The organism is Streptomyces sp. NPDC002580 (assembly GCF_042889485.1).
GTDB lineage: Bacteria > Actinomycetota > Actinomycetes > Streptomycetales > Streptomycetaceae > Streptomyces.
Window position 1 is genome coordinate 271,609 of the sequence record NZ_JBIAQZ010000001.1, and the last position, 26,953, is coordinate 298,561.

18 protein-coding genes and 1 pseudogene are annotated in these 26,953 nt (G+C 72.2%); 9 read left to right on the top strand and 10 right to left on the bottom strand.

Annotated features, from left to right (window positions below; genetic code table 11):
- Nucleotides 1–105 precede the first annotated feature (105 nt).
- Genes ACFYW7_RS01200 through ACFYW7_RS01215 form a run of 4 tightly spaced genes read right to left on the bottom strand, consistent with a single transcriptional unit; the run spans nucleotide 106 to nucleotide 5,787 of the window.
- Complete coding sequence (locus tag ACFYW7_RS01200) at nucleotides 106–1,266, bottom strand: acyl-CoA dehydrogenase family protein (RefSeq protein WP_389498500.1); 1,161 nt, start codon at nucleotides 1,264–1,266, stop codon at nucleotides 106–108.
- 11 nt (nucleotides 1,267–1,277) lie between these two features.
- Nucleotides 1,278–2,237 carry a hydroxymethylglutaryl-CoA lyase gene (locus ACFYW7_RS01205; RefSeq protein ID WP_389496916.1) on the bottom strand — a complete coding sequence of 320 codons (960 nt, stop codon included), beginning with the start codon at nucleotides 2,235–2,237 and terminating at the stop codon, nucleotides 1,278–1,280.
- A complete protein-coding gene (locus ACFYW7_RS01210; protein ID WP_389496917.1) occupies nucleotides 2,234–4,162 on the bottom strand; it encodes an acetyl/propionyl/methylcrotonyl-CoA carboxylase subunit alpha in 1,929 nt (642 codons plus the stop codon). Before ACFYW7_RS01210 ends, ACFYW7_RS01205 begins: the two co-directional genes overlap by 4 nt.
- A gap of 8 nt (nucleotides 4,163–4,170) precedes the next feature.
- Nucleotides 4,171–5,787, bottom strand: a complete 1,617-nt coding sequence (locus tag ACFYW7_RS01215) for a carboxyl transferase domain-containing protein (RefSeq protein ID WP_389496918.1) — start codon at nucleotides 5,785–5,787, stop codon at nucleotides 4,171–4,173.
- 96 nt (nucleotides 5,788–5,883) lie between these two features.
- Between ACFYW7_RS01215 and ACFYW7_RS01220 the strand changes: the two genes are divergently transcribed.
- The 3 genes from ACFYW7_RS01220 to tesB all read left to right on the top strand — a co-directional run bounded on the left by ACFYW7_RS01220 (nucleotide 5,884) and on the right by tesB (nucleotide 8,671).
- Nucleotides 5,884–6,486 (top strand): TetR/AcrR family transcriptional regulator, encoded by a 603-nt coding sequence (locus tag ACFYW7_RS01220; protein ID WP_389496919.1) that lies wholly within the window; start codon nucleotides 5,884–5,886, stop codon nucleotides 6,484–6,486.
- Between the two features lie 109 nt (nucleotides 6,487–6,595).
- On the top strand, nucleotides 6,596–7,753 hold the full coding sequence (locus ACFYW7_RS01225) for an acyl-CoA dehydrogenase family protein (RefSeq protein WP_151470808.1): 1,158 nt from the start codon (nucleotides 6,596–6,598) through the stop codon (nucleotides 7,751–7,753).
- Between the two features lie 33 nt (nucleotides 7,754–7,786).
- A complete protein-coding gene (gene tesB / locus ACFYW7_RS01230; protein ID WP_389496920.1) occupies nucleotides 7,787–8,671 on the top strand; it encodes an acyl-CoA thioesterase II in 885 nt (294 codons plus the stop codon).
- 209 nt (nucleotides 8,672–8,880) lie between these two features.
- On the opposite strand, the gene ACFYW7_RS01235 is transcribed toward tesB, so the two are convergent.
- Both ACFYW7_RS01235 and ACFYW7_RS01240 read right to left on the bottom strand, forming a co-directional pair.
- Complete coding sequence (locus ACFYW7_RS01235) at nucleotides 8,881–9,669, bottom strand: phosphatase (protein WP_389496921.1); 789 nt, start codon at nucleotides 9,667–9,669, stop codon at nucleotides 8,881–8,883.
- A gap of 96 nt (nucleotides 9,670–9,765) precedes the next feature.
- Nucleotides 9,766–11,413 (bottom strand): annotated as a pseudogene (locus ACFYW7_RS01240) (PucR family transcriptional regulator).
- A gap of 185 nt (nucleotides 11,414–11,598) precedes the next feature.
- On the opposite strand from ACFYW7_RS01240, the gene ACFYW7_RS01245 reads away from it, so the two are divergent.
- The 3 genes from ACFYW7_RS01245 to ACFYW7_RS01255 all read left to right on the top strand — a co-directional run bounded on the left by ACFYW7_RS01245 (nucleotide 11,599) and on the right by ACFYW7_RS01255 (nucleotide 15,773).
- A complete protein-coding gene (locus tag ACFYW7_RS01245; RefSeq protein WP_389496922.1) occupies nucleotides 11,599–13,059 on the top strand; it encodes a sodium:solute symporter in 1,461 nt (486 codons plus the stop codon).
- 63 nt (nucleotides 13,060–13,122) lie between these two features.
- Nucleotides 13,123–14,091: an agmatinase gene (gene speB / locus ACFYW7_RS01250; protein ID WP_389496923.1), complete on the top strand. Its 969-nt coding sequence runs from the start codon at nucleotides 13,123–13,125 to the stop codon at nucleotides 14,089–14,091.
- Nucleotides 14,088–15,773 carry a thiamine pyrophosphate-binding protein gene (locus ACFYW7_RS01255; RefSeq protein WP_389496924.1) on the top strand — a complete coding sequence of 562 codons (1,686 nt, stop codon included), beginning with the start codon at nucleotides 14,088–14,090 and terminating at the stop codon, nucleotides 15,771–15,773. The genes speB and ACFYW7_RS01255 overlap by 4 nt, the downstream gene beginning before the upstream one ends.
- 109 nt (nucleotides 15,774–15,882) lie before the next feature.
- Here ACFYW7_RS01255 and ACFYW7_RS01260 read toward each other — a convergent pair whose 3' ends face one another.
- From ACFYW7_RS01260 to ACFYW7_RS01270, 3 genes are all read right to left on the bottom strand, one after another.
- Entirely contained in the window at nucleotides 15,883–17,367 is a 1,485-nt protein-coding gene (locus ACFYW7_RS01260) for an FG-GAP-like repeat-containing protein (protein ID WP_389496925.1), read from the bottom strand.
- A gap of 183 nt (nucleotides 17,368–17,550) precedes the next feature.
- The gene (locus tag ACFYW7_RS01265; RefSeq protein ID WP_389496926.1) at nucleotides 17,551–18,354 is read right to left on the bottom strand and encodes an endonuclease I family protein; all 804 of its coding nucleotides are present in this window, start codon (nucleotides 18,352–18,354) and stop codon (nucleotides 17,551–17,553) included.
- 298 nt (nucleotides 18,355–18,652) lie between these two features.
- Nucleotides 18,653–20,902, bottom strand: coding sequence for a glycosyltransferase family 39 protein (locus tag ACFYW7_RS01270; protein ID WP_389496927.1), 2,250 nt, complete (start codon nucleotides 20,900–20,902; stop codon nucleotides 18,653–18,655).
- Nucleotides 20,903–21,090: 188 nt separating this feature from the next.
- Between ACFYW7_RS01270 and ACFYW7_RS01275 the strand changes: the two genes are divergently transcribed.
- Nucleotides 21,091–22,014: a serine hydrolase gene (locus ACFYW7_RS01275; RefSeq protein WP_389496928.1), complete on the top strand. Its 924-nt coding sequence runs from the start codon at nucleotides 21,091–21,093 to the stop codon at nucleotides 22,012–22,014.
- A gap of 157 nt (nucleotides 22,015–22,171) precedes the next feature.
- Nucleotides 22,172–25,900: an ABC transporter ATP-binding protein gene (locus ACFYW7_RS01280; RefSeq protein WP_389496929.1), complete on the top strand. Its 3,729-nt coding sequence runs from the start codon at nucleotides 22,172–22,174 to the stop codon at nucleotides 25,898–25,900.
- On the opposite strand, the gene ACFYW7_RS01285 is transcribed toward ACFYW7_RS01280, so the two are convergent.
- Nucleotides 25,884–26,360: a hypothetical protein gene (locus ACFYW7_RS01285; RefSeq protein WP_389496930.1), complete on the bottom strand. Its 477-nt coding sequence runs from the start codon at nucleotides 26,358–26,360 to the stop codon at nucleotides 25,884–25,886. The genes ACFYW7_RS01280 and ACFYW7_RS01285 overlap by 17 nt on opposite strands.
- A gap of 185 nt (nucleotides 26,361–26,545) precedes the next feature.
- On the opposite strand from ACFYW7_RS01285, the gene ACFYW7_RS01290 reads away from it, so the two are divergent.
- Nucleotides 26,546–26,932, top strand: a complete 387-nt coding sequence (locus ACFYW7_RS01290; RefSeq protein ID WP_389498502.1) for a hypothetical protein — start codon at nucleotides 26,546–26,548, stop codon at nucleotides 26,930–26,932.
- Nucleotides 26,933–26,953: the final 21 nt, after the last annotated feature.

Genomic DNA, 26,953 nt, shown 5'->3' on the forward strand with positions numbered 1-26,953 from the left:
CGACGATTTTGTCAGGGATCTTGGCCGGGGTGGCGCCGGACGCGCCGCGGCCACCGTCGGGCGGGTGCCCGACGGTGGCCGCGGTCTGCCGGTTCTGCGCTGGAATCAGCCCGTGAGTCCCAACTCCCGGGCGATCAGCATCCGCTGGACCTCGCTCGTACCCTCGCCGATCTCCAGGATCTTGGAGTCGCGCCACATACGGGCGACCGGGTACTCGTTCATGAAGCCGTAGCCGCCGTGGACCTGGGTGGCCTCGCGGGCGTTGTCGACGGCGATCGTGGAGGAGTACAGCTTGGCGATCGCCGCCTCCTTCTTGAAGGGCTCGCCCGCGACGAGACGGGACGCGGCGTCGCGCCAGCCGACCCGGGCCATGTGGGCCTTCATCTCCATGTCGGCGATCTTGAACTGGATCGCCTGGTTGGCGCCGATCGGGCGCCCGAACGCGTGCCGTTCCTTGGCGTACTTCACCGACTCGTCGACACAGCCCTGCGCGAGACCGGTGGCCAGCGCCGCGATGGCGATGCGGCCCTCGTCCAGGATGCGCAGGAACTGCGCGTAGCCGCGGCCCTCCTCGCCGAGCAGGTTCGCGGCCGGGACGCGCACGTCCGTGAAGGACAGCTCACGGGTGTCGGAGGCGTTCCAGCCGACCTTCGAGTAAGGGGCCGCCACCGTGAAGCCCGGGGTGCCGGAGGGGACGATGATCGCGGAGATCAGCGGCCTGCCGTCGGGCTTGCGTCCGGTGACCGCGGTGACAGTGACCAGGCCGGTGATGTCGGTGCCGGAGTTGGTGATGAAGCACTTGCTGCCGTTGATGACCCACTCGTCGGTCTCGGGGTCGAGGCGGGCCGTCGTGCGGGTCGCGCCGGCGTCCGAGCCGCCGTCCGGCTCGGTCAGGCCGAAGGCGCCCAGGATCTCGCCGGAACACAGCCGGGGCAGCCACTCGGCCTTCTGGGCGTCCGTGCCGAAGAGGTGGATCGGCATGGCGCCCAGGGAGACGCCCGCCTCCAGGGTGATGGCCACGGACGAGTCGACCCGGGCCAGCTCCTCCAGGGCGATGCCGAGGGCGAGGTAGTCGCCGCCCATGCCGCCGTACTCCTCGGAGAACGGCAGCCCGAACAGGCCCATGCGGCCCATCTCCCGCACGATCTCGTACGGGAACTCGTGCCGCTCGTAGAAGTCGCCGATCTTCGGCGCGACGACGTCATGGGCGAACGCCTCGACCGTACGGCGGAGTTCTTCGAGTTCGGGGGAGAGACGGTGGTCCAGGGACATGCGGATCACTCCTGGTGGGACTGAGTCGTGTTACCGAGCGCTTTGACGGTGCGGGACGGGCTGGGTCGGCCCAGTTGTGCGGCCATCCACACGCTGGTGGCGGTGAGACGGCCGAGATCGACCCCGGTGTCGATGCCGAGGCCCTGGAGCATCCACACGAGGTCCTCGGTGGCGAGGTTGCCGGTCGCGGACTTCGCGTACGGGCAGCCGCCGAGGCCGCCCGCGGAGGCGTCGACGGTGGCGACGCCGTGCTGGAGGGCGGCCAGGGTGTTGGAGAGCGCCTGGCCGTAGGTGTCGTGGAAGTGCACGCCGATGGCGCTGGTGGGCACGCCCTCCTCGTTCAGCTCGGAGAGCAGCGCCTGAACGTGGCCCGGGGTCGCCACGCCGATCGTGTCGCCGAGGCTCAGCTCGTCGCAGCCCATGTCCATCAGCGCCTTGCAGACCCGGACGACCTGGTGGACCGGGACCGGGCCCTCCCAGGGGTCGCCGAAGCACATCGACACGTAGCCGCGGACCGTGAGCCGGGCGTCCTTCGCGCGGTTCACGACCGGTTCGAACATCGCGAGCGACTCGTCGACCGTGCGGTTGAGGTTGGCCTTGGCGAAGGACTCGGTGGCGCTGGCGAAGACGGCCACCTGCCGGGCGCCGAGCGCGAGCGCCCGTTCCAGTCCGCGTTCGTTCGGGACCAGGACCGGAAGCTCCACCGGCAGGCCGGAGACCTGCGGGAACAGCGCTTCCGCGTCGGCCAGTTGGGGCACCCACTTCGGGTGGACGAAGCTGGTCGCCTCGATCGTGGTCAGTCCCGAGTCCGCGAGGCGCCGGATGAACTCCGCCTTGACCTCGGTCGGGACGGCCGCCTGCTCGTTCTGGAGCCCGTCGCGCGCGCCGACCTCGTAGATCCGCACCCGGGCGGGCAGGTCCGGGGCCGGTACGGGCATGGGCAGGCCGAGTTCGGATGTGTTCACGCCGTCTCCTCCGCCGGAGTGATGACCGCCAGGATCTGGTCCATGGCGACCGTCGTGCCCGGCACGACGTCCAGTTCGCTGACCGTTCCGGCGTGCGGCGCGGAGATGACGTGCTCCATCTTCATCGCCTCGACCACGAGCAGGCTCTGCCCGGCACTCACCTCGTCGCCGACGGCGACCTTCACGACGGTCACGGTGCCCGGCATGGGGGCGGTCAGTGAATCGGCCCCCGCGTGCGCGGCGCCGGTGAGCGACGCGGCCACCGGGTCGTGGTCGCGCACGTGCCAGGCGTCGCCGTCGCGGCCGATCCAGTCGGCGGCCCGGTGGAAGGTGTGACGCACCCCGTCGAGGGTCACCGCGACCCGGTCGGCGGTGACCGTGTGGGAGCCGCGCGGGACGTACTCCACGGGGTCGGCCACCCGCAACCAGAAGCCGACCGGCCGGGGTGTGCCACCCAGCCGCCAGCCGCTCGGCTCCGAGAACGGGTCGGTCCAGCCCCCGCCCGCCGGAGCCAGTCCGGCCAGCCGCACGGCCGCCGCCGCCTCGTACACCTCTTCCGGGACGTCGGCCGGGACCAGCCCCGCCGCCTCCCGCTCGACCAGACCGGTGTCCAGGTCGCCCGCCACCACATCGGGGTGGGCCAGCAGGCGCCGCAGGAAGCCCGCGTTCGTCTGGACCCCGAGGGTGACCGTGTCGGCGAGGGCGGCGCGCAGCTTGCGCAGCGCGGTCGCGCGGTCGGGGCCGTACGCGATGACCTTGGAGAGCATCGGGTCGTAGAGGCTGCCGACCTCGGTGCCCTCGGACAGGCCCGAGTCGGTGCGCACTCCGTCGCCCTGCGGCTCGCGCAGGGAGAGCACCGTGCCCCCGGAGGGGAGGAAACCGCGGGACGGGTCCTCGGCGCAGATCCGGGCCTCCACCGCGTGCCCGGTGAGAGTGATGTCGTCCTGCCCGTAGGGCAGCCGCTCACCGGCGGCGACCCGGAGCTGCCACTCGACCAGGTCGAGGCCGGTCACCAGTTCGGTGACCGGGTGTTCCACCTGGAGGCGGGTGTTCATCTCCATGAAGTAGTACGACGACGGATCGCCGCCGGGGACGATGAACTCCACCGTGCCCGCGCCCCGGTAGCCGCAGGAGCGGGCCGCCTGGACGGCCGCCTCGCCCATCGCGGCCCGGGTGGCGTTGTCGAGGAGCACGCTGGGCGCCTCCTCGATGATCTTCTGGTGGCGGCGCTGGAGGGAGCACTCGCGCTCGCCCAGGTGCACGACGTTGCCGTGCCCGTCCGCGAGGACCTGGATCTCGATGTGCCGGGGCCGGTCGACCCAGCGCTCGACGAGCAGGGTGTCGTCGCCGAAGGAGGCACGCGCCTCGCGGCGGGCGGCGGCGATCTCGTCGGCCAGCACCCCGAGGTCCCGCACCAGGCGCATGCCCTTGCCGCCGCCGCCGGCGCTCGGCTTCAGGAGCACCGGCACGCCGATCTCGCGGGCGGCCGCGATCAGTTCGGCGTCCGTCAGGCCGCTGCCCGAGGAGCCGGGGACGACCGGGACCCCGGCCGCCTTCACCGTCTCCTTGGCGCGGATCTTGTCGCCCATGAGGGAGATCGCCTCGGCGGACGGCCCGACGAAGACGAGTCCGGCCTCCGCGCAGGCCCGCGCGAAGGCGGCGTTCTCGGCGAGGAAGCCGTAACCGGGGTGGACCGCCTGGGCGCCGGTCCGGGCCGCCGCCTCCAGCAGCCGCTCCACCGACAGATAGCTCTCGGAGGCGGGCGCCGGTCCGATCCGCACCGCAGTGTCGGCCTCCCGGACGTGCCGGGCGTCGGCGTCCGCGTCGGAGAAGACGGCCACCGAGCGCACACCGAGCGCGCGCAGCGTACGGATGACGCGTACGGCGATCTCGCCCCGGTTGGCCACAAGCACCGTGTCGAACATGGGTCCCCTCACATCCGGAAGACGCCGAACTGGGGGTCACCCAGGGGCGCGTTGGCACAGGCGGTCAAGGCGAGTCCGAGGACCTGCCGGGTCTCCATCGGGTCGATCACTCCGTCGTCCCAGAGCCGGGCGGTCGCGTAGTAGGCGTTCCCCTGGCGCTCGTACTGCTGCCGGATCGGCGCCCTGAAGTCCTCCTCGTCCGAGGCCGGCCAGGACTCGCCGCGCGCCTCGATCTGGTCGCGCTTGACGGTCGCGAGGACCGAGGAGGCCTGCTCGCCGCCCATCACGGAGATCTTGGCGCCGGGCCACATCCACAGGAAGCGCGGTGAGTACGCCCGGCCGCACATCGAGTAGTTGCCCGCGCCGTACGAGCCGCCGATCACGACGGTCAGCTTCGGCACGCGCGCGCAGGCGACGGCCGTCACCATCTTGGCGCCGTGCTTGGCGATGCCGCCGGCCTCGTACTGGCGGCCCACCATGAATCCGGAGATGTTCTGGAGGAACACCAGCGGGATGCCGCGCTGGTCGCACAGCTCGATGAAGTGGGCGCCCTTCTGGGCCGACTCGGAGAACAGGATGCCGTTGTTGGCGATGATCCCGACCGGGTGGCCGTGGATCCGCGCGAAGCCGGTGACCAGGGTCTGCCCGAACTCGGCCTTGAACTCGGCGAAGCGCGAGCCGTCGACCACGCGCGCGATGACCTCGCGCACGTCGTAGGGGGTGCGGGAGTCGACCGGCACCGCGCCGTACAGCCCGGACGGGTCGACCTTGGGCTCGGCCGCCGTCTCCACGGACCACGGGAGGCTCCCGCGCGCGGGGAGGGTGGCCGCGATGTTCCGGACGATCCGCAGCGCGTGCGCGTCGTCCTCCGCGAGATGGTCGGTGACGCCCGACACGCGTGAGTGGACCTCGCCGCCGCCCAGCTCCTCGGCCGTGACGACCTCGCCGGTGGCGGCCTTCACCAGTGGCGGCCCGCCGAGGAAGATCGTGCCCTGGCCGCGCACGATCACGGCCTCGTCGCTCATCGCGGGGACGTAGGCGCCGCCCGCCGTGCAGGAGCCGAGGACGGCCGCGATCTGCGGGATCCCGGCGCCGGACATCCGCGCCTGGTTGTAGAAGATCCGCCCGAAGTGGTCGCGGTCGGGGAACACCTCGTCCTGCATGGGCAGGAAGGCGCCTCCGGAGTCGACGAGGTAGATGCAGGGCAGGCGGTTCTCCAGCGCCACCTCCTGGGCGCGCAGGTGCTTCTTCACCGTCATCGGGTAGTACGTTCCGCCCTTGACGGTGGCGTCGTTGGCGACGATCACGCACTCGCGCCCGCTGACCCGGCCGATCCCCGCGATGACGCCGGCGGCCGGGGCCGCTCCGTCGTACATCCCGTCGGCGGCGAGCGGCGCCAGCTCCAGGAACGGGGAGCCGGGGTCGAGGAGGGTGTCCACACGGTCGCGGGGCAGCAGCTTTCCGCGCGCGGTGTGCCGCGCGCGGGCCTTCTCGCCGCCGCCGAGCCGGGCGGCGGCCAGCTTGTGGCGCAGCTCCTCGCCCAGCGCGCGGTGTGCCGCCTCGTTGGCCCTCCAGGCCTCCGACGCGGGATCTGCCGCGCTCGTCAGCTCCGGTGCCTCTTGCATCCTGCGGTCCCCTCACCAGTGGTCCACTAGTTAATGAGCGTTAACGCAACCCCTTCAGGTTAACGACCGCTAACCTCGATGTCTAGAATTGTTTTCATGGCCACCAGAACCGACGCCCCCACCCGGCGCGAACAGATCCTCAGGGAAGCCGCCCGGCTCTTCGCCGAGCGCGGTTTCCACGGTGTGGGAGTGGATGAGATAGGAGCGGCGGTCGGCATCAGCGGCCCCGGTCTCTACCGGCACTTCGCCGGCAAGGACGCGATGCTCGCCGAGCTGCTGGTGGGGATCAGCGGGCAGCTGCTCACGGGCGGCAAGCGCCGTGTGGCGGAGTCCGCGGGGGGCGCCGAGGCGCTCCTCGACTCGCTCATCGAGGGGCACATCGACTTCGCGCTCGACGACCGCCCCCTCATCACCCTGCACGACCGCGAGCTGGACCGCCTGCGGGACAGCGACCGCAAGCTCGTGCGCCAGCTCCAGCGGCAGTACGTGGAGCTGTGGGTGGAGGTGGTCCGCGAGGTCTACCCGGACCTGACCGAGCCCGCAGCCCGCTCGGCCGTGCACTCGGTCTTCGGCCTGCTGAACTCGACCCCGCACCTGGGGCGGCCGGGCGCGCTCCCGGGGCGCGCGGGGACGGCGGAGCTGCTGCACCGGATGGCGCGGGGGGCCTTCGGGGCGGCCGCGCCGGTTCCCGGTGCGTGATGAGCGTCTCGGGGGGTGACCTCTGGACGACTCTCGTGACTGGCGGGTAACCTGATGTCTGAGCAAGCGCTTAGACATGACACCAGGTATTCAGGCGGAGGTGGCGGCGGTGCGCCGTACTGTGTTCAACGAGGACCACGAGGCGTTCCGGGAGACCCTGCGCGCCTTCATCGAGACCGAGGTCGTCCCGGTCTACGACGAGTGGCTCGCCGCCGGCCAGGCGCCGCGCGACTTCTACCACAAGCTCGGCGAGCTGGGTGTCTTCGGCATCCGCGTCGACGAGGAGTACGACGGTGCCGGCATCGACTCGTACAAGTTCGAGGCCGTCGTGTACGAGGAGACCGCCCGCGCGGGCATCACCTTCGGCGGCTCCGGCGTGCACGTGCTGCTCGGCCTGCCCTACATCAAGATGCTCGCCAGCGACGAGCAGAAGAAGCGGTTCCTGCCGAAGTTCGTCTCCGGCGAGGAGATGTGGGCCCTCGCGATGACCGAGCCGGGCACCGGCTCCGACCTCGCGGGCATGAAGACCACCGCCAAGCTCTCCGAGGACGGCACACACTACGTCCTCAACGGCGCCAAGACCTTCATCACCGGCGGCGTCCACGCCGACCGCGTGATCGTCTGCGCCCGCACCTCCGCGCCCACCGCCGAGGACCGCCGCTTCGGCATCTCGCTGTTCGCCGTGGACACCAAGTCCGAGGGCTACTCCGTCGGCCGCAAGCTCGACAAGCTCGGCCTGAAGACCTCCGACACCGCCGAGCTGGCGTTCGTCGACGTGAAGGTGCCCGTCGAGGACCTGCTCGGCGAGGAGAACAAGGGCTTCTACTACCTCGGCCACAACCTCGCCTCCGAGCGCTGGGGCATCGCCTTCGGTGCCTACGCGCAGGCCAAGGCCGCCGTCCGCTTCGCCAAGGAGTACGTCCAGGACCGCACCGTCTTCGGCAAGTCGGTCGCCTCCTTCCAGAACACCAAGTTCGAGCTGGCCGCCTGCCAGGCCGAGGTGGACGCGGCCGAGGCCGTCGCCGACCGCGCCCTGGAGGCCCTGGACGCGGGTGAGCTCACCCCGGCCGAGGCCGCCAGCGCCAAGCTGTTCTGCACCGAGGTCGCGCACCGCGTCATCGACCGCTGCCTCCAGCTGCACGGCGGCTACGGCTTCATGAACGAGTACCCGATCGCCCGCCTGTACGCGGACAACCGGGTCAACCGCATCTACGGCGGGACCAGCGAGATCATGAAGACGATCATCGCCAAGGACATGGGCCTGTAGGTCGGCGAAAAGACCGCACGGTACAACTGCCCCATGAGCGAGGCACTTGAGTCTCTCCTCGATCTGCTCGACATCGAGCGGATCGAGGAGAACATCTTCCGCGGCCGGTCCCGGTCCGCCGTCGTCCCGCGGGTCTTCGGCGGACAGGTGGCGGCGCAGGCACTGGTCGCCGCCGGGCGCACGGTCCCCGAGGACCGGCTCGCCCACTCCCTGCACGCGTACTTCCTGCGCGCGGGCGACCCCGGGGCACCCATCGTGTACTCCGTGGACCGCATCCGCGACGGCCGCTCCTTCACCACCCGCCGGGTCGTCGCGGTCCAGCACGGACAGCCGATCTTCCACCTCTCCGCGTCCTTCCAGACGTACGAGGAGGGCATGGAGCACCAGGCCCCGATGCCGCCCGCGCCCGACCCGGAGACGCTGCCCACGGCCGCCGAACTGCTTCCCCGGTACGCCGAGGTGCTCTCCGACCCCGTCGTCGTGGAACGCATCCTGGAGGCCCGCGCGGCCGTCGACCTGCGCTATGTCGACGCGCCCCCGTTCGGCACCGTCGGCGAGGTCCGCGAGCCGCGCTCCCAGGTGTGGTTCCGCACCAACGGCAAGCTCGACGGCGCCGTCGACGATCCGCTGCTGCACGCCGTCCTCGCGACCTACGTCTCCGACATGACGCTCCTCGACTCCATCCTGCTCGCCCACGGGCGCGGCGGCTGGGTGACCGGCGACGTCGTCGGAGCCTCCCTCGACCACGCGATGTGGTTCCACCGCCCGTTCCGCGCCGACGAATGGCTGCTCTACGACCAGGAGTCGCCGTCCGCGTCGGGCGGTCGCGGCCTCGGCCAGGCCCGGATCTACACCCAGGACGGCCGGCTGGCCATCTCGGTGATCCAGGAAGGCGTGGTCCGCGTCCCGCGGCAGTGAGGCGTTCCCCGTGGCCGGCGGGGTGCCCGGACCGGCACCCGGGGTACGCCCGGCGCCGCTGCGAGGGGCCGGATCCCCTGCCGTGAAGGGCCGTCCTCCGGTCCGGCGGCGGGGGCGCGGACCTGATCCGGGGCTCGTACGCGCCGGGCGCGCCCCCGGACCTGCCGCCGGGATCTACGGGAGGCGGGGGCGGCCGGGATCTACGGGGCTCACACCAGGCCCGCCGCGGTGAGCAGGTACGCCGTCATCGGGTCGTAGTGGCGCGGGCTGAGGACGTGGTCGTCGAGCGGGACCACGACCTGGAGCGTGCCCTCCGACTCGGCGAGGAAGAGCGCCGGGTCGTTGCAGTCGGCGTATCCGACGGAGTCCAGGCCCTGCTGGCCCGCGAAGCCGGCCCAGCCGTGGTCGGCGACGACCAGGTCGGGCAGCGGCCGGCCCTCCCGCTCCAGGCCGGTGAGGATCGCGCGCATCGGCTCGCCCGAGTGCGTGTGCCACAGTGTGGCGCCGTGCTCCAGGACCGCCACGTCCGCGAACTGCATGACGTAGCCCTCGTCCGTCTGCAGCCCGTCCGGGATCACCACGATCTCGCAGCCGGCGGCGCGCAGGGCGGCGGCCGTGGCGCGGTGCACGTCCAGCAGTCCGCCGGGGTGGCCGGTCGCGAACAGCACCCGCTGCCGGTCCTCGGCCGCCTTGCGCAGCCGGGCCGCGAGGCGGTCCAGTGCGTCCACGGTCAGCTCGGGGTCGATGGTGTCCTGGCCGTACCGGTACTCCGGGTCGTCGTTGACGCCGACCCGCTCCGCCATGACCGCGAGCACGTCCTGCTCGTCGCTCCAGCGGTTGCCGAGTTCCAGGCCGAGCCACCAGTTGCGCTCGCCGTTCGCCAGCCTGCGGTAATGGGAGAGGTTGTTCTCGCGGGGGGTGGCGACATCGCCCGCGATACGGGTCTTCGCGAGATGGTCGACAAGTTCGGCGCGGCTGGGGGTCCCGGTTATCGGCATGAGCCCATTGTGCCGGTGAGTTCCCGCCGGTGGCGCGGCCGTCCCCGTCGCTGGGACGCGCGTCACTCGGATGTACGGCGTCGGGGCCCTGGGCGTTCAGCCGTCCCTGAGGGCGAACCACAACTCCATGCGCACGTCCGGTTCGTCGAGGTCCGTCCCCAGCAACGCCGCGCAGCGGGCGATGCGTTGGCGGACGGTGTTGCGGTGGACGCCGAGGGCCACCGCGGTGCGGTCCCAACTCCCGTGCAGGGAGAGCCAGGTGCGCAGGGTCTCGGTCAGGGCCGGGGTCCCCGCGACGGGGGCGAGAAGGGTCCGGGCGTGGGCCGCGGCGTCGGCCGGGGGGGACCAGGTCCGCGAGCGCGGGACGGTCGCCGTGGCGGACCAGGGGCGCCCGGACGGCGCGGGCGCGGGCCAGGGAGCGGGCCGCCTGGGTGTCGGCGGCCGCCCAGGAGCGCGGGCTCGCGGGCGCGCTGACCCCGCAGGTCCAGCCCGGCTGGGCGGTGGGCTCGCGGTCGCCGGGGACGAGGACGCGGACGACGTCCTCGCCGACGTCCACCAGCGCGGAGCCCAGCGCGGCCGCCAGGGCCGACGCGGAGACGGCGTCCGGGGCGGGGCCGTCCCCGGCGGGGCGCGCGTGCACGACCACCCACCGTTCGCCGCCGAGCAGCGGTGCCACCTCCTCGGGCGCGGCCCCGAGCAGCAGCCGCACCAGGGCCGCCGAACGCGCCGCCCCGCTGCCGCTCTGGTGCTCCCCGGTGAGCAGGGAGAGCAGGACGGACGCGACGGAGGCGATCGTGTGGTCGCCGGGGTCGCGGCGCGGCGCGGCGACCCCCAGGACGAAGCCCTGGCCGCTGCCGAGGGCGTACGCCGTGAGGTGGACGCCGCCCACGGTGTCGGTGGCGGAGGACGGGGTGGGTCCCTGGGCGCCCCGGGGCCGCACGACGCCGGCGAGCTCGGCCAGCACGTCCTCGGGCGCGGCCTGCGGGGGCCGGGCCGGGTCGGCCGTCCGGGTCGCGCCCGCGTCCGTGTCCCTGCTCGTGCCTGTGCTCGTGTCCCTGCCCGTGTCCGTCGAACCCGTCGTGGCCGGGGGCCGCGGCAGGTTCCCGGACCGGGCCAGCTCCGTGCCCTCCGGGCCGTAGAGCACCGCCCAGCCCTCCACCCGCCGGGCCAGCTGCCGGAGCACCGCCGGTACCGGGTCGGGGCGGGCGGCGGCCGCCGCCAGGCTCTGCTGGGCCTCGGTCACCCGGCGGAGTTCCGCCAGCCGGGCCTGGGCCATGAGCTGCCACACGGCACGGGCGACCCCGGAGAAGGTCGTCTGCGGCGGGACCTCCAGCAGGGGCAGCCCCTGGGCGTCGCAGGCCGCGACGAGGGCGCGCGGGACCGTGTCGTGGACCGGCGCCAGCCCGAAGCCCAGCGCGGCGCCGCCCGCCGCGACGATCCGGGAGACGTAGTCGTCGAAATAGCCTCCGGGGGCCCCGGCTCCGTCCGGACCCGCCGCCTCGGGGATGTGGACCCCCGCCGACAGCAACAGCTCCCCGCCCAGCAGGTACGGGTAGGGGTCCGCCATCTCCGACGTGTGCACCCAGCGGATGACCGTGTCGGGCTCCGCCGGACCGGCGATCAGGCGCAGGGCCAGGTCCTCGCGGGCGAGGAGCGCCGACAGCGGTACCGGAGGGGTCGGCGGCACCGCCGGGGCGGACGGCGACACGGACGGTGGGGCGGAGGGTGACTGTGGGTCCGCCATGGTGGACGGTTCCTCCATCCCGCTCGGATCAGATGGATGAAACGTACACTTCGCAGTCGCTTTGCGGCCACCTAGTGTCGGTCCCGACCGGCAGCCACGGGTACGGGCGGATGTCCCCGCGGTCAGTTGCCGGCTCGTCCCCCACATCCCGCACGACACGCCACCGAACGCCTTGAGGAGCCCCTATGGCCGTCGACTACGCAGTGATCGTCGTCTATCTGGCCGGCATGTTGGCCATGGGTTGGTGGGGCATGCGCCGCGCCAAGTCCAAGAGTGAGTTCCTCGTCGCGGGCCGCAGGCTCGGGCCCGTCATGTACTCCGGCACCATGGCTGCCATCGTCCTGGGCGGCGCGTCCACCATCGGCGGTGTGGGCCTCGGCTACCAGTACGGACTCTCCGGAGCCTGGATGGTCTTCACCATCGGCCTCGGCCTGCTGGCGCTCAGCATCTTCTTCTCCGCCCGCATAGCCCGCCTGAAGGTCTACACCGTCTCCGAGATGCTCGACCTGCGCTACGGCGGCCGGGCCGGCGTCATCTCCGGTGTCGTCATGTGGGCGTACACCCTGATGCTCGCGGTCACCTCGACCATCGCGTACGCCACGATCTTCGACGTCCTCTTCGACATGAACCGGACGCTCGCGATCATTCTCGGCGGCTCGATCGTCGTCGCGTACTCGACGCTCGGCGGTATGTGGTCGATCACCCTCACCGACATGGTGCAGTTCGTGGTCAAGACCGTCGGCGTGCTGCTCCTGCTGCTGCCCATCGCGGTCGTCAAGGCCGGCGGGTTCAGCGAGATGAAGGCCAAGCTGCCCACCGAGTACTTCGACCCGCTGGGCATCGGCGGCGAGACGATCTTCACCTACGTCCTGATCTACACGTTCGGCATGCTGATCGGCCAGGACATCTGGCAGCGCGTGTTCACCGCGCGCGATGCCAGGACCGCCAAGTGGGGCGGCACCGTCGCCGGTACCTACTGCCTGGTGTACGCCCTCGCCGGCGCCGTCATCGGCACGGCCGCCAAGGTCCTCTACCCGAAGCTGCCCAGCGCCGACACCGCCTTCGCGACCATCGTCAAGGACGAACTCCCGGTCGGCGTGCGCGGACTGGTGCTCGCCGCGGCCCTCGCCGCTGTGATGTCCACCTCCTCCGGCGCCCTCATCGCCTGCGCCACCGTCGCCAACAACGACATCTGGTCGCGGCTGCGCGGCGCCGTGAAGCGCGACACCGAGGACCACGACGAGGTCAGGGGCAACCGCGTCTTCATCCTGGTCATGGGCATCGCCGTCATCTGCACGGCGATCGCGCTCAACAACGTCGTCGAGGCCCTGACCGTCGCGTACAACCTGCTCGTCGGCGGCCTGCTCGTCCCGATCCTCGGCGGTCTGCTGTGGAAGCGCGGTACGGTGCACGGCGCCCTTGCCTCCGTCGTCGTCGGCGGTGTCGCGGTCATCGGCCTGATGGCCGGCTACGGCATCCTCGCGAACGAGCCCGTCTACTACGGACTGCTCCTCTCCCTGGCCGCGTACGTGATCGTCTCGCTGGCCACGCCGGCGACCGACGCCGCGGTGCTGGCCGCCTGGCGGGAGCGGCTCGCGGGCCGTGACGCCGAACCCCTGTCCGAACCGGTCCCGGTTCACCAGTAGAGTCGTGTTACTTGTACTTAGTTGTACATATGCGATAAAGCGTAGGAAAGAAGGCAATCCACCATGAGCAGCAACGAGACGCCCCGCGGTCCCGTCGACTCGTCCCGCGTCCCGCGGTACGCCGGCCCCGCGACCTTCGCCCGGCTGCCCCGCCTCGACGAGGTCGGCACCACCGATGTCGCCGTCGTCGGTGTGCCGTTCGACTCAGGCGTCTCGTACCGGCCGGGCGCCCGCTTCGGCGGCAACGCGATCCGCGAGGCGTCCCGGCTGCTGCGCCCCTACAACCCTGCGCAGGACGCGTCCCCGTTCGCCCTCGCGCAGGTCGCGGACGCCGGTGACATCGCGGCGAACCCGTTCAACATCAACGAGGCCGTGGAGACGGTGGAGGCCGCCGCCGACGAGCTGCTCGGCACCGGCGCCCGCCTGATGACCCTGGGCGGCGACCACACCATCGCGCTGCCCCTGCTGCGCTCGGTCGCCAAGAAGCACGGTCCGGTCGCGCTGCTCCACTTCGACGCGCACCTCGACACCTGGGACACCTACTTCGGCGCCGAGTACACCCACGGCACCCCGTTCCGCCGTGCCGTCGAGGAGGGCATCCTCGACACCGAGGCCCTCTCCCACGTCGGCATCCGCGGCCCGCTGTACGGCAAGCAGGACCTCACCGACGACGAGAAGATGGGCTTCGGCATCGTCACCTCGGCGGACGTCTACCGCCGCGGCGCCGACGAGGTCGCCGACCAGCTGCGCCAGCGCATCGGGAACCGCCCGCTCTACATCTCCATCGACATCGACTGCCTCGACCCGGCGCACGCGCCCGGCACCGGCACCCCGGAGGCGGGCGGCATGACCTCCCGCGAGCTCCTGGAGATCCTGCGCGGGCTCTCGTCCTGCAACCTGGTCTCGGCCGACGTCGTCGAGGTCGCCCCGGCGTACGACCACGCCGAGATCACCGCGGTGGCGGCGTCCCACACCGCGTACGAACTGACCACCATCATGTCCCGCCAGATCGCGGAGGCCCGAAACAAGTGACCCACGACCACGACCTGGTTCTCCGACCGTCGGCGGCGCAGACGGAGGCCGCGCTCAACCCGCCCCCTGGCCGCAACGGCGGAGACCTGGTCGTGGAGACCCTCTCCGGTCTCGGCGCGACGACCGTCTTCGGGCTGCCGGGCCAGCACGCGCTCGGCATGTTCGACGCGCTGCGCCGTTCCTCGCTCCAGTACGTCGGGCTGCGCGTCGAGAACAACGCCGGGTTCGCGGCGGACGCGTACGGCCGGATCACCGGCGAGGCCGCGCCGCTGCTGCTGTCCACCGGCCCCGGGGCGCTGACCTCGCTCGCCGCGCTCCAGGAGGCGCGCGCCGCCTCGGCGCCCGTCCTCGCGATCAGCAGCCAGATCCCGACCGCGGGCCTCGGCGGCGGCCGCCACGGCTATCTCCACGAACTCCCGGACCAGCAGGCCTCGTTCCGGGGCGTCGTGAAGTCGGTCCACACGGTCCGCGCGCAGTCCCAGATCCCCTCCGCGATCGCGGCGGCCTGGGAGTCGGCGCTGACGGCCCCGCACGGACCGGTCTGGGTGGAGATCCCGCAGGACGTCCTCCTCGCGGAGACGAGCCTGCCGGTGGTGACGGCGATGGACGCGACCCCCGAGGACGTCGTCCCGCGCCCCGAACTGACCGCGCTGGCCGCCCACCTGCTGTCCTCGGCGGCCCGTCCCGCGATCATCGCGGGCGGCGGTGTCGTCCGGGCGGACGCGTCCGGAAAGCTGCTCGCGCTCGCCGAGAAGCTGAACGCGCCGGTCGTCACCACCTTCGGCGGCAAGGGCGCCTTCCCCTGGGAGCACCCGCTCTCGCTCCAGTCCTGGCTGGAGGACCGGCACACGACCGACTTCCTGGAGGACGCGGACGTCCTGCTGGTGGTGGGCTCGGGCCTCGGCGAACTCTCCTCGAACTACAACACGTTCAAGCCCCGGGGCCGGGTGATCCAGATCGAGGCCGACCTCGGCAAGCTGGAGTCCAACCACCCGGCGCTCGGCATCCACGCGGACGCGCGCCTCGCGCTGTCCGCGCTCCTGGAGACGGTGGAGGAACGCCCCGATCCGGTGGCGGCGGAGCGCGCGCGCACCGTTCTCGCCCGGGTCGCGGAGCGCATCGCGGCCCAGGAACTCACCCTGGAACAGGACGTGCTGGCGTCCGTCCGCCGAGCCCTGCCCGCCACGTCGCCGTCCTTCTGGGACATGACGATCCTGGCGTACTGGGCCTGGTCGGCCTTCGACCCGCGCGGCACCAACACCATGCACTCCGCCCAGGGCGCGGGCGGCCTCGGCTACGGCTTCCCGGCGGCACTGGGCGCGGCGGCGGCCGACCCCTCCCGCCCGGTCCTCGCGGTCTCCGGCGACGGCGGCGCGCTGTACTCCATCGCCGAGCTGGCCACGGCGAAGCAGTGCGGCCTCCCGGTCACCTGGCTCATCGTGGACGACGGCGGGTACGGCATCCTGCGCGAGTACATGACCGACGCCTTCGGCCAGGCGACCGCCACGGAACTGTCCCGCCCGGACTACGTGGCCCTCGCCGAGTCGTTCGGGGTGCCGGGCGTCCTCACGAGCCCCGAGACGCTGGAGGAGGACCTGGCCAAGGCCCTGGCCGCCCCCGGTCCCTCGGTGGTCGTCCTCCCGGCGGTACTGCGGATGTTCGCGCCGACCCACCTGGGCTGAACGCCGGGCGGACCGGGCCGGACCGCGCGACGCGGACAGGGGCCACGGGAACGCGGGAGCGCCGGGGAGCGTGCGACACGCTCCCCGGCGCTCCGTCGTGCGAGGCCGCTCAGCGCAGGGACGAGCCGAACAGCGCGTTCGTGTAGGGCGCCGAGAGGGTCCTCGGGCCGAACGCCAGGGCGGAGGCGGTGGTCAGGCCGGTCGTGGTGCCGCGCAGGACCCAGACCGCGCCGGCGGAGACGTTCTCCGCGATCGAGGACGCGGCGAGGTCGAGACGACCGTCGCCGTTGACGTCCAGCAGCGCCGTGGCGTCGCCGAACCGGTCGTCGGTCTCGGCGACGCCGGGCACACCGGCGGTGTCCTGGTGGAAGACCTGCGTGCCGGCCCCCGTGACGCCCGAGGGGCCGCCGTGGACGAGGGCGACCGAGCCGGCGTCGACGACAGCGGCGACGTCCTCGCCGGCGATGCCGAGCGCGATGTCCGCGTAGCCGTCACCCGTGACGTCGGCGACCGAGACGGCCGAACCGATCTCGTCGCCCTCCTCCTGGACGCCGGGGAAGCCGGCCAGGTCCTGGTCGAAGGTCTGCACGTGATCGGTGAGGCCGGCGGCGGAGCCGTACGAGATCCGCACCGTGTCGTTCCAGCCGTCGGTGCCGGAGACGATGTCGTCGAACCCGTCGCCGTTCACGTCGCCGACGCCGGTGTTCAGGGTGATGCCCGTGCCGTCGCCGGGGGCGCCGGCGCGCTTGAAGCCCGACGGGCTGCCGTACAGCAGCCGGTTGCCCCACGTTCCGTCACCGGTGTAGCGCCACTGGACGAGGTCGTCCCGGCCGTCGCCGTTGATGTCGCCGACCTGGCCGGAGGCGACGGGACCGGTGACCGTGTCGCCGTCCTCCTCGCAGCCGTGGCCGGTGGCGCAGGAGGCGTCGTTCTCCTCGTATCCCCACCAGGACGACTTGTCGAGGATGTTCAGGACGGCGGCCGGCTTGCCGGCGCGGGAGACGGGGCCCTTCCACAGGGCGGCCGAGGTGGGTATCGGGTCGTCGCCGCCGACGTTCTGCGCGGAGAACAGGGCGAGGTCCGTGGTGCCGTCGCCGTCGAAGTCGCCGGCCGCCGGGGCGGCGCCGTAGCCGGCGAGGGCCGTGCCGCCGGTGAGCCCGGAGGCGGAGCCCCACAGGACGACCGAGCCCTCCTTGCCGCCCGCGACCACGAGGTCGCTGAAGCCGTCCCTGTCCAGGTCGGCCTTGGTGAAGGACGATCCGAAGCGCTGGTTCGCGGTGGCGGATCCGGGGACCCCGCCGGTGGAGCGGCTGACGATCTTCTTGCTCGCGGTGGACAGGCCGCCGGCGGAGCCGTACATGACGGCCACGTAGCCCGCCCGGGTCTTGCCCGACACGGTCGCGGTCGGGGCACCGACCACCAGGTCGGCGTAGCCGTCCCCGTTGAAGTCGTCCCGGGCGTCCGCCGATCCGGTGGCGGCCTGGGCGGTGGCGCCGGTGAGGGACCAGGCGCCGCCCCCTGCGGCCAGCAGCGCGGCGGCGGCCAGGGGAGCGGTCAGCCGCGCGGAGCGGTTTTTGCGTCGTGCTCGGAACATCGGGTGCCTTTCGTCGTTCCGGTGGGACGCGATGGTCGGACGCGTCCACCGGGTGCGACTCGGGCGGGGCGTCACTGGTTGTACGCCCTGAGGTCGTTCATTTGTCACCTCCAGCGGCGCGGGGCCACCGGAGGGTGCCTGAACTCCCTCTTTCACGGAGGGAGTTCAGGTGACTACTCCGTCCTACCAGATCGCCTCGACCCATTCCGGGTGGTCGATGAACGGGTTGCGGTTGTGCTGGTAGGTGGCGTAGATGGCCTGGTTGCGCTTCTCCTCGAAGGCGCTCGGCGGGTCCGCCTCGTTCCACGCCTTCAGGACGGAGAGCTTGCCCATGTAGGGGTTGCTTCCGTTGCCCACCTTCTCGTTGGGCTCCAGGTTGGCGAAGCCGTCGTCACCCTCGTAGCGCACGGCCATGTAGAGGATCATGCGGGCCACGTCGCCCCGGTCCGCGGCGCGAGGCGCGAAGGAGTCGGAGTCGACGGTGCTGCCGCCGCCGTTGGTGACGGTGCTGCCGCCGTTGTCGAAGTCCAGGTTGCCGCGGATGCTGTTCACCTGGACGTCCGCGGGACGCAGGTGGTGCAGGTCGGTGCCCGGTCCGGTCACCTCGCCGAAGTCGCCGTGCGACTTGGCCCACGTGTGCTCACGGTTCCAGTCGCCGACGTCACCGCCGTTGAGGGACTTGGCGCGCGAGACGCCGCTGTACAGCAGGATCACGTTGCTGCTGTTGTTCGGGTCCTGGTCGGTGACCTTCAGCGCTTCCCAGACCGCGGCGTACGAGATCTTGGTCTGGCTGCTGATGATCGTGTGCAGCGAGGACTTCAGAGTCGTGCCGGACTTGCCGATCGCGTTCTTGTAGTACGTGGTGTCGTACGCGGTCGTGGTGGCGCTCGCGGGGGACGCGGTCACGGTCGGCAGGGTGAGGCCGACGAGAACCGCGGAGGTACTCAGCGCCAGGGTCTTCCAGCGGCGAATGTGCGTGGCGGGCATCGTGGGGTGTCCGTTCTACGCGTGTTGAATGAACCGGATAACCGGGAGAGTGGCATGGACATGCAGTGTTTGGGGTTAAGGAGAGGTGTCGGTTCTGTGTCGGGATTCAACAACTCGCCCGGCACGGGCGAGACATGACATAGGGAGCAGTCCCTGACCGGGGTGGACGAACGGTCATCGACCGGGAGGGGGCGGTCCTGGGCAATGACGGACGAATGCTCCTCGACCGGGACCGGCGAACGGCCCCCGACCGGGAAGGCGGTCGGGGGCCGTCGGCGCCGGGCGGGCGCGTCGCGCGTCAGCCGGCGTCGGCGGGATCCAGCCGGTAGAGCGTCGAGGCCGACTGGCCGGCACTCTGTGCGCCGGAGCCGGAGTTGGTCCCGGAGTTGGAGTCGGTCCCGGAGTCGGAGTCGGTCCCGGAGTTGGTTCCTGCCCCCGAAGTGGACCCGGACGACGCGGACTTGTCGTACGCGCTCTGCTTCACCGCCGTGCCGTTCTTCTCCACCCACGCGGTGATCTGCGAGCTGAGCGTGTTGCTCCCGCCCATCCCTCCGCCGCCCATGCCCCCGCCGAGCTGGATGTAGTGCAACTCGCCCTTGCGCACGAGCTCTTCGAGCTTGGTGAGGGTCATGGCCCTGTCGGAACCGGTGAAGCCGAACATGGAGATGACCGGCTTGCGGGTGCTCAGGATCAACTGCCCGGCGGACTGCGAATCGGACACCGCCAGCAGCCACTCGGCGCCGTCCTGGTGCTCCTCCAGGTAGGAGACCAGGGCGCTGTCGGCGGTGCCGCCCGTGCCGCCTCCGCCACCGAAGCCGCCGCCCCCGGGCCGACCGCCCGTTCCGCCGGGAGGTGTGCCGCCAGGAGCCGTGCCGTTCTCGTCGCCGGGGAAGCCCCCGGCCCGGCCGTTTCCGTCGCCGCCCGGGAATCCACCGTTCCCGGCGCCCTGCGGGGTGCCGCCGGGCGGCTCGCCGCCGCCCGGGCCGCCACCGGAGCCGCCCCGGCCGCCGCCTCCACCACCGAAGCCGCCGCCGGTCGACGGTCCGGCGGTCGGGTTGGTGCCGCCCATGCCGCCGCCCGAACCCGCCGGAACGGCGACCGCGTACGCCGTCGGACCCGCGAGGGCCGCGACGACGGCCGCCGCCACGGACGCGGTCAGCAGCCGTGCGCGGCCCGGGGAGCGGAAGACGAGCAGGCCCGCGATCGACGCCGCCGTGACCACCGCGACGGCGGGCCACAGCCAGGTGTTCCAGTCGGCGGCCCGGCGCAGCAGCACGACCGCCCAGACGCCGGTGACCGCGAACCCGGCGGGAAGCACCCACGACCAGCGCGCGTCGCCGCCCCGGAAGGCGCGCAGCAGCATGCTGCCACCGCCCCCGCACAGCGCCGCGACGCCGGGGGCGACCGCGGTCGTGTAGTACGGGTGCATCGTGCCCTCGGCCATGGCGAAGGTCAGGTAGTGCAGCAGCGTCCAGCCGCCCCACAGGATCAGCGCGGCGCGCGTGAGGTCGGTGCGCGGTGCGCGGCCGCACAGCACCAGACCACCCGCGAGGGCGATGGCCGCGAAGGGGATCAGCCAGGAGATCTGGCCGCCCAGGACGTCGTTGAACAGCCGGCCGAGGCCCGCGGCGCCGGAGAAGCCGCCTCCGCCTCCGCCGCCCCCGCCGTTGCCCTCGCCGCCCAGCACCCGGCCCAGGCCGTTGTAGCCCATGATCAGGTCCCAGGCGGAGCCGTCCGTGGAACCGCCGATGTAGGGGCGGTCGTCGGCGGGCACCAGGGAGACGGCCGTCGCCCACCAGAAGCTGGAGACGGCCAGGACCACGCCCGCGAGCAGCAGGTTCACGATCCGCTTCACGGGCTTCGGCGCGGCCGCGCAGAGGTAGGCCGCGAAGACGGCGGGCAGCGCGATGTAGCCCTGGAGCATCTTCGTGTTGAACGCGAGGCCGAAGCAGGCGGCCGAGCCGAGCAGCGGCAGCAGCCTGTCGTTCGCGGCCGCCCGCAGCGCGAGGGCCGCGCCCGCCACCATGAGGAACACCAGCAGGGTGTCGGGGTTGTTGTCCCGGTTGATGGCGACCGTGATCGGGGTCAGCGCGAGCACCAGCGCGGCGACGGCCGCGGCGCCGTGGCCCCACACCCGCTTGACGGAGGTGTGCAGGATCCAGATCGTCGCCACCGCGACGAGGATCATCGGCAGCATCATCTGCCAGGTGCCGAAACCGAGGATCCGGCAGGACAGGCCCATGACCATCAGCGCGAGCGGCGGTTTGTCGACGGTCATGAAGTTGCCCGCGTCGAGTGAGCCGAAGAACCACGCCTTCCAGCTCTGCGTGCCGCTGAACACGGCGGAGCTGTAGAAGCTGTTCAGGCCGGACCCGGACAGGTTCCAGGAGTAGAGGGCCGCGGCCAGTACGAGGATCGCGAGCAGCGCGGGCGGCGACCAGCGGGGGGCGGCCGACGCCTGCTCCGCGGGCCCCGTCGGCACCGGAACCGGCGGAGGGGCGGGGGGAGTCGTGGGGGCGTCGGGCGATGGGTCAGTGGCAGACGTCACCATCGCACCCTGACGCGCGGTGATGGGCGCGGACTGTGGCCCCCCTGGGGGTGAGCTGTGTATTCGGGCTCCCGCGCCCGAACCCCCGTACCCGGAACACCTGTACAACTATCGGGCCCCCCGGTGAGTCATTCATGCGGGCGCGCCCTTGGCGCGTCCGTGTCTCTTCAAGGGGATGGGAAGCCTCCATGACTCACCGGATATCCCGGGCTGCCCGTGTGCTCGCGACGAGCCTCGGCGCCGCGGTGATCCTGCCGATCGCGATCGCCGCGGCCCCGGCCGGCGCCGCGCCGGCGCCGACGGTCAGCTGCACGTCGAGCAAGGCCGGTCTGGCCGCCAAGCTGCAGACGGACATCACCGCGGCGCTCGCGAACCGCAGGGGCACCGTCGCGGTCGGACTGTACGACCGTTCCACCAACACCACCTGCACACTCCGCGCCACCACCTCGTTCGACTCGGCCAGCACGGTGAAGGTCACCGTCCTCGCCGCGCTGCTGTGGGACGCGAAGAAGCACAACCGCTACCTGACGAGCACCGAGACGTCGCTCGCCACCAAGATGATCACCCAGTCGGACAACGCCTCGACCACCAAGCTGTGGAACCAGCTCGGTCTGACGAAGATCAAGGGCTTCCTGACCGCGGCGGGGATGACGAAGACCACGCCGGGTACCGGCGGCTACTGGGGTCTCACCCAGATCAACGTCACCGACGAGCAGAAGCTGCTCAAGCTCGTCACCGCCAAGAACACGGTGCTGAGCGACAACGCCCGCGCCTACGTCCTGAAGCTCATGGGCCAGGTCGTCTCCTCGCAGCGCTGGGGGACGCCGGCCGGGGCGCCCTCGACGGTCGCCGTGCACGTCAAGAACGGCTGGCTCTCGCGCTCCACGAACGCGTGGCGGGTGCACAGCCTCGGCACCTTCAACGGCGGCGGCCGCGACTACATGATGTCGGTGCTCACCGTCGGCAGCAGCACCATGGACTACGGCGTCGCCACCATCCAGGCCGTCGCCAAGGCCATCCACAAGGACCTCGTGCCGACCTCCGTCGCCCCCCAGCGGTTCACGCCGACCTCGCAGCCCGCGGAGGCCTTCCCGGCCGTTCCCGCGAGCTGATCCGCGCCGCTCCGGCGAGCTGATCCGCACCGTTCTCCCTCGTCCGCCCGCCCGGCTCTCCCGCCCGGCGGGCGGACGAATTGTTGCGGAGGGATGAAATCCGCTCCCTTCGGCGTTGGTGCCTTCCGGCGGAGTGAGATCTACGGAAGGCACCGCAGTGGCGACGGAGCAGGGGTGGGCACGGCGGCTCGCCGGGTACGCGTGGCGGTATCCGAAGGACGTGGTGCTCGCGCTCGGCTCCTCGCTGGGCGGCATGGCCCTGATGGCGGTGGTCCCGCTGGTCACCAAGGTGATCATCGACGACGTCATCGGCGACCACAGCCGGGGCATGGCCCCCTGGGCGGGCGCGCTGCTCGGCGCGGCCGTCCTCGTCTACGTCCTCACCTACATCCGCCGCTACTACGGCGGCCGGCTCGCCCTCGACGTCCAGCACGATCTCCGTACGGACATGTACGGGACGATCACCCGGCTCGACGGGCGGCGGCAGGACGAGCTGTCCACCGGACAGGTCGTGGGCCGCGCGACCAGCGACCTCCAGCTGATCCAGGGGCTGCTCTTCATGCTCCCGATGACCATCGGGAACATCCTGCTCTTCCTGATCTCCCTCGGGATCATGGCCGCCCTGTCCCTGCCGCTCACCCTGGTCGCGCTGGCCGTGGCCCCGGGCCTCTGGTTCGTCGCCCGGCGCAGCCGCTCCCGGCTGCATCCCGCCACCTGGTACGCGCAGGCGCAGGCCGCCGCCGTCGCCGGAGTGGTCGACGGCGCCGTCAGCGGCGTCCGCGTGGTGAAGGGCTTCGGCCAGGAGGACCAGGAGACGGGCAAGCTGCGCGAGGTCGGCCGGCGGCTCTTCGCGGGCCGGCTGCGGACCATCCGGCTCAACGCCAGGTACACCCCGGCCCTCCAGGCCGTGCCCGCCCTCGGCCAGGTCGCGATGCTCGCGCTCGGCGGCTGGCTCGCGGTGCGCGGTGAGATCACCCTCGGCACCTTCGTGGCCTTCTCCACCTACCTCGCGCAGCTCGTCGGCCCGGTGCGGATGCTGGCCGTCGTCCTGACCGTCGGCCAGCAGGCCCGCGCCGGGGCCGAGCGGGTCCTCGAACTCATCGACACCGAGCCGTCGATCAAGGACGGCACCAGGACGCTGCCCGCCGACGCGCCCGCCACCGTCGAGTTCGACGACGTGTCGTTCGGATACGAGGAGGGCCGGCCGGTCCTCGCCGGGCTGAGCCTCGAGATCCGCGCCGGCGAGACCCTCGCCGTCGTCGGCTCCTCCGGCTCGGGCAAGTCGACGGTCTCGCTGCTGATGCCCCGCTTCTACGACGTGACGCACGGGGCCGTCCTCGTCGGCGGCCACGACGTCCGCGAGCTGACCACCGAGTCCCTGCGCGCCGCGATCGGACTCGTCCCCGAGGACTCCTTCCTCTTCTCCGACACCGTGCGCGCCAACATCGCCTACGGCCGTCCGGACGCCACCCAGGACGAGATCGAGACGGCGGCCCGCGCCGCCCAGGCGCACCGCTTCATCGCGGAGCTGCCGGCCGGGTACGACACCACCGTCGGCGAACACGGCCTCACCCTCTCCGGCGGCCAGCGCCAGCGGGTCGCGCTCGCCCGCGCGATCCTCACCGACCCGCGGCTGCTCGTCCTCGACGACGCCACCTCCGCCGTGGACGCCAAGGTCGAGCACGAGATCCACGAGGCCCTGAAGCACGTCATGCGGGACCGCACGACCCTGCTGATCGCGCACCGCCGCTCCACCCTCAACCTCGCCGACCGCATCGCCGTCCTGGACGGCGGCCGGCTCGCCGACATCGGCACCCACGAGGAACTCCAGGCCCGCTCCGCCCTCTACCGGCGACTGCTCACCGACCCCGACGAACTGGGCGGCGTCTCCCCGGGACACGCCCTGCCGGCGGCACCCCGGGAGGACACCTCCGTACGCGAGGAGCTGGACGCCGAGTTCGACGCCGAGCGCGGGGTGACGCCGCGCCTGTGGACCGGCGACCGCGAGCCCAGGGACACCGCGCTCGACGGAATGCCCGCCACCCCGGGGCTCCTCGCCCAGGTCGAGGCGCTGCCCCCGGCCGCCGACGTCCCGGACATCGACGAGGCGCGCGCGGTGCGCGCCGAGGACTCCTACGGGCTGCGCAGGCTGCTGCGCGGCTTCGGGGCCCCGCTGCTCGTCAGCCTCGCGCTGGTCGCCGTCGACGCCGTGATGACGCTGCTGCTGCCCGTGCTGATCCGGCACGGCATCGACCAGGGCGTCACCCGGCTCGCGCTCGGCGCGGTGTGGGCGGCGGCCGCGCTCGCGCTGGTCACCGTGCTCGTCCAGTGGGCGGCGCAGATCGGCGAGACCCGGATGACGGGCCGCACCGGCGAGCGCGTCCTGTACGCGCTGCGCCTGAAGATCTTCGCGCAGCTCCAGCGCCTCGGGCTCGACTACTACGAGCGGGAGCTGACCGGCCGGATCATGACCCGGATGACGACCGACGTCGACGCCCTGTCGACGTTCCTGCAGACCGGTCTCGTCACCGCGTTCGTCTCCGCCGTCACCTTCTTCGGCATCATGGTCGCCCTGCTCGTGATCGACGTACAGCTGGCCCTGGTCGTCTTCGTGACGCTGCCGCCGCTGGTCATCGGCACGTTCTTCTTCCGCCGGGCGAGCGTCAAGGCGTACGAACTGGCCCGCGAGCGGGTGTCGGTGGTCAACGCCGAGCTCCAGGAGTCGGTGTCCGGGCTGCGGATCCTCCAGGCGTTCCGGCGCGAGGACGCGAGCGGGCGGCGGTTCGCGGAGGGCAGTGACAGCTATCGCGCGGCACGGATACGCGGGCAGTGGCTGATCTCCGTGTACTTCCCGTTCGTGCAGCTCCTGTCCTCGGCGGCCGCGGTGGCCGTGCTGATCGTGGGCGCCCACCGGATCGGCGCCGGGACGCTCAGCGCCGGCGCGCTGGTCGCCTACCTCCTCTACATCGACCTGTTCTTCGCGCCCGTGCAGCAGCTCTCGCAGGTCTTCGACGGCTACCAGCAGGCCACCGTCTCGCTGGGCCGCATCCAGGAACTGCTCCGGGAGCCGACGTCCACGAAGGCCGCCGAGGCGCCGCGGCAGGTCCCGTCGCTGCGGGGCGAGGTCGCGTTCGAGGACGTCGACTTCGCGTACGGCTCCGCGGACGAGGCCGAGGAGGCGCTCAGCGCGGTGTCGCTGCGCATCCCGGCCGGGCAGACCGTCGCCTTCGTCGGCGAGACCGGCGCGGGCAAGTCGACGCTGGTGAAACTGGTCGCGCGCTTCTACGACCCGACCGGCGGACGGGTGACGGTCGACGGCACGGACCTGCGCGACCTCGACATCACCGCGTACCGGCACCGGCTCGGTGTCGTCCCCCAGGAGGCCTATCTCTTCCCGGGCACCGTCCGCGACGCCATCGCCTACGGCCGTCCGGGCGCCGGCGACGCCGAGGTGGAGGCCGCCGCCCGCGCGGTCGGCGCGCACGACATGATCGCCACGCTGGAGGGCGGGTACCTCCACGAGGTCGCCGAGCGCGGCCGCAACCTCTCCGCGGGGCAGCGCCAGCTGATCGCGCTGGCCCGCGCGGAACTGGTCGACCCGGACGTGCTGCTGCTCGACGAGGCGACGGCGGCCCTGGACCTGGCGACGGAGTCCCTGGTCAACCAGGCGACCGACCGGCTGGCGGGCCGCCGTACGACGCTGGTGGTCGCCCACCGGCTGACGACGGCCGCCCGCGCGGACCGGGTCGTGGTGATGGACCACGGCCGTGTCACCGAGGACGGCACCCACGACGAACTGCTCCGCCTCGGCGGCCGGTACGCCGCGCTGTGGCGGACGTTCGTGGGCGACCCGGAACCCGAGGAGCCGGTCAGCTCCTCGGCCTGATGCCGGAGATCTTCCGCGTCGCCAGATCCGACTGCACCGTCAGATAGGTGTACGTCGGGTGCCGGTCGGAGCCCCAGGTCAGCCGCACCGTCGACCAGGTGTGCCCCGCGCCGCTGTCGCCCGGCGTCACCTTCCAGGCGCGCGGCACGTCCTGGGCGCGCAGCACGCCGTCGGCGTGCTGACGGTTCTCCCAGTCGGCCAGACGCGAGCGGAGCGCCGGGGTCAGGTAGAAGGCGCGCAGCCGGGAGTCGAGGCGGCCGGAGTCCTCGTCGGTCACGGCGTCGATGTACGCGCCGTAGAAGTCGGCCACCCGGTCGTAGGCGGGACCGTTGCTCCCGCTGCGGGCGGGCGCCGGCGCGGTGGAACTCGCGACCGCCGGTACGGAGGCACCGGCGGCGATCAGAAGGGCCGCGGCCACGAGCGCGCGGTGGGTCGTTCGGGAGGAGTCGATGCCGGACATGAGCTACCGCCTTTCGTCTTCTGACCAGTTGGACCACGGCAAAACAGTCACGGTTGCCCTGAAAAAGGAAAAAACCTCTTACGAGTGAGGCGCGGACGGTCGACGGCATTCTCGCGGCGCGCAACCACCCGCCATCTGTCCTGCGTCCGTACACCAGTACGCTCATGACCGCGGGAGGGACGACAGTGGACAGTGGTGCGATACGCCGACGGGTGGCGCTCGGCGCGGCCGTGCTGACCGCGGCCGGTCTGCTCGCGCTCATGAGCCCGGGAAGCGCCCAGGCGGCCTCCTCCTGCTCGGGCCGCAAGATCCGCACGCTGCCCTTCACCACCGGTTCCGTGCACGTGTACAAGCGCAGTGGCTACGTCTGCGCCGTGACGTTCCCCGAGGCGCGCGGCTCGCGCAAGCGGATGTCCGTCAGCGTGCAGGCGCGCGGCGGCCGGCCGGTGGTCGACTCCGGGCACTTCGCGCATCACGCGGGCCCGGTGACCGTGTACGCGGGACACCGCTGCGTCCGGATCAGGGGCACGGTCGGCTCGGGTTCGGTGAGCTCGGGCTGGATCCTCTGCTGAGCCCGACGCTTCCGTCAGCCC

Bases quoted from the DNA above. Each gene is read 5' to 3' on its own strand.
- ACFYW7_RS01210 (WP_389496917.1), bottom strand. From the start codon at position 4,162: ATGTTCGACACGGTGCTTGTGGCCAACCGGGGCGAGATCGCCGTACGC.
- ACFYW7_RS01215 (WP_389496918.1), bottom strand. From the start codon at position 5,787: ATGCAAGAGGCACCGGAGCTGACGAGCGCGGCAGATCCCGCGTCGGAG.
- ACFYW7_RS01220 (WP_389496919.1), top strand. From the start codon at position 5,884: ATGGCCACCAGAACCGACGCCCCCACCCGGCGCGAACAGATCCTCAGG.
- tesB (WP_389496920.1), top strand. From the start codon at position 7,787: ATGAGCGAGGCACTTGAGTCTCTCCTCGATCTGCTCGACATCGAGCGG.
- ACFYW7_RS01235 (WP_389496921.1), bottom strand. From the start codon at position 9,669: ATGCCGATAACCGGGACCCCCAGCCGCGCCGAACTTGTCGACCATCTC.
- ACFYW7_RS01245 (WP_389496922.1), top strand. From the start codon at position 11,599: ATGGCCGTCGACTACGCAGTGATCGTCGTCTATCTGGCCGGCATGTTG.
- speB (WP_389496923.1), top strand. From the start codon at position 13,123: ATGAGCAGCAACGAGACGCCCCGCGGTCCCGTCGACTCGTCCCGCGTC.
- ACFYW7_RS01260 (WP_389496925.1), bottom strand. From the start codon at position 17,367: ATGTTCCGAGCACGACGCAAAAACCGCTCCGCGCGGCTGACCGCTCCC.
- ACFYW7_RS01265 (WP_389496926.1), bottom strand. From the start codon at position 18,354: ATGCCCGCCACGCACATTCGCCGCTGGAAGACCCTGGCGCTGAGTACC.
- ACFYW7_RS01275 (WP_389496928.1), top strand. From the start codon at position 21,091: ATGACTCACCGGATATCCCGGGCTGCCCGTGTGCTCGCGACGAGCCTC.
- ACFYW7_RS01285 (WP_389496930.1), bottom strand. From the start codon at position 26,360: ATGTCCGGCATCGACTCCTCCCGAACGACCCACCGCGCGCTCGTGGCC.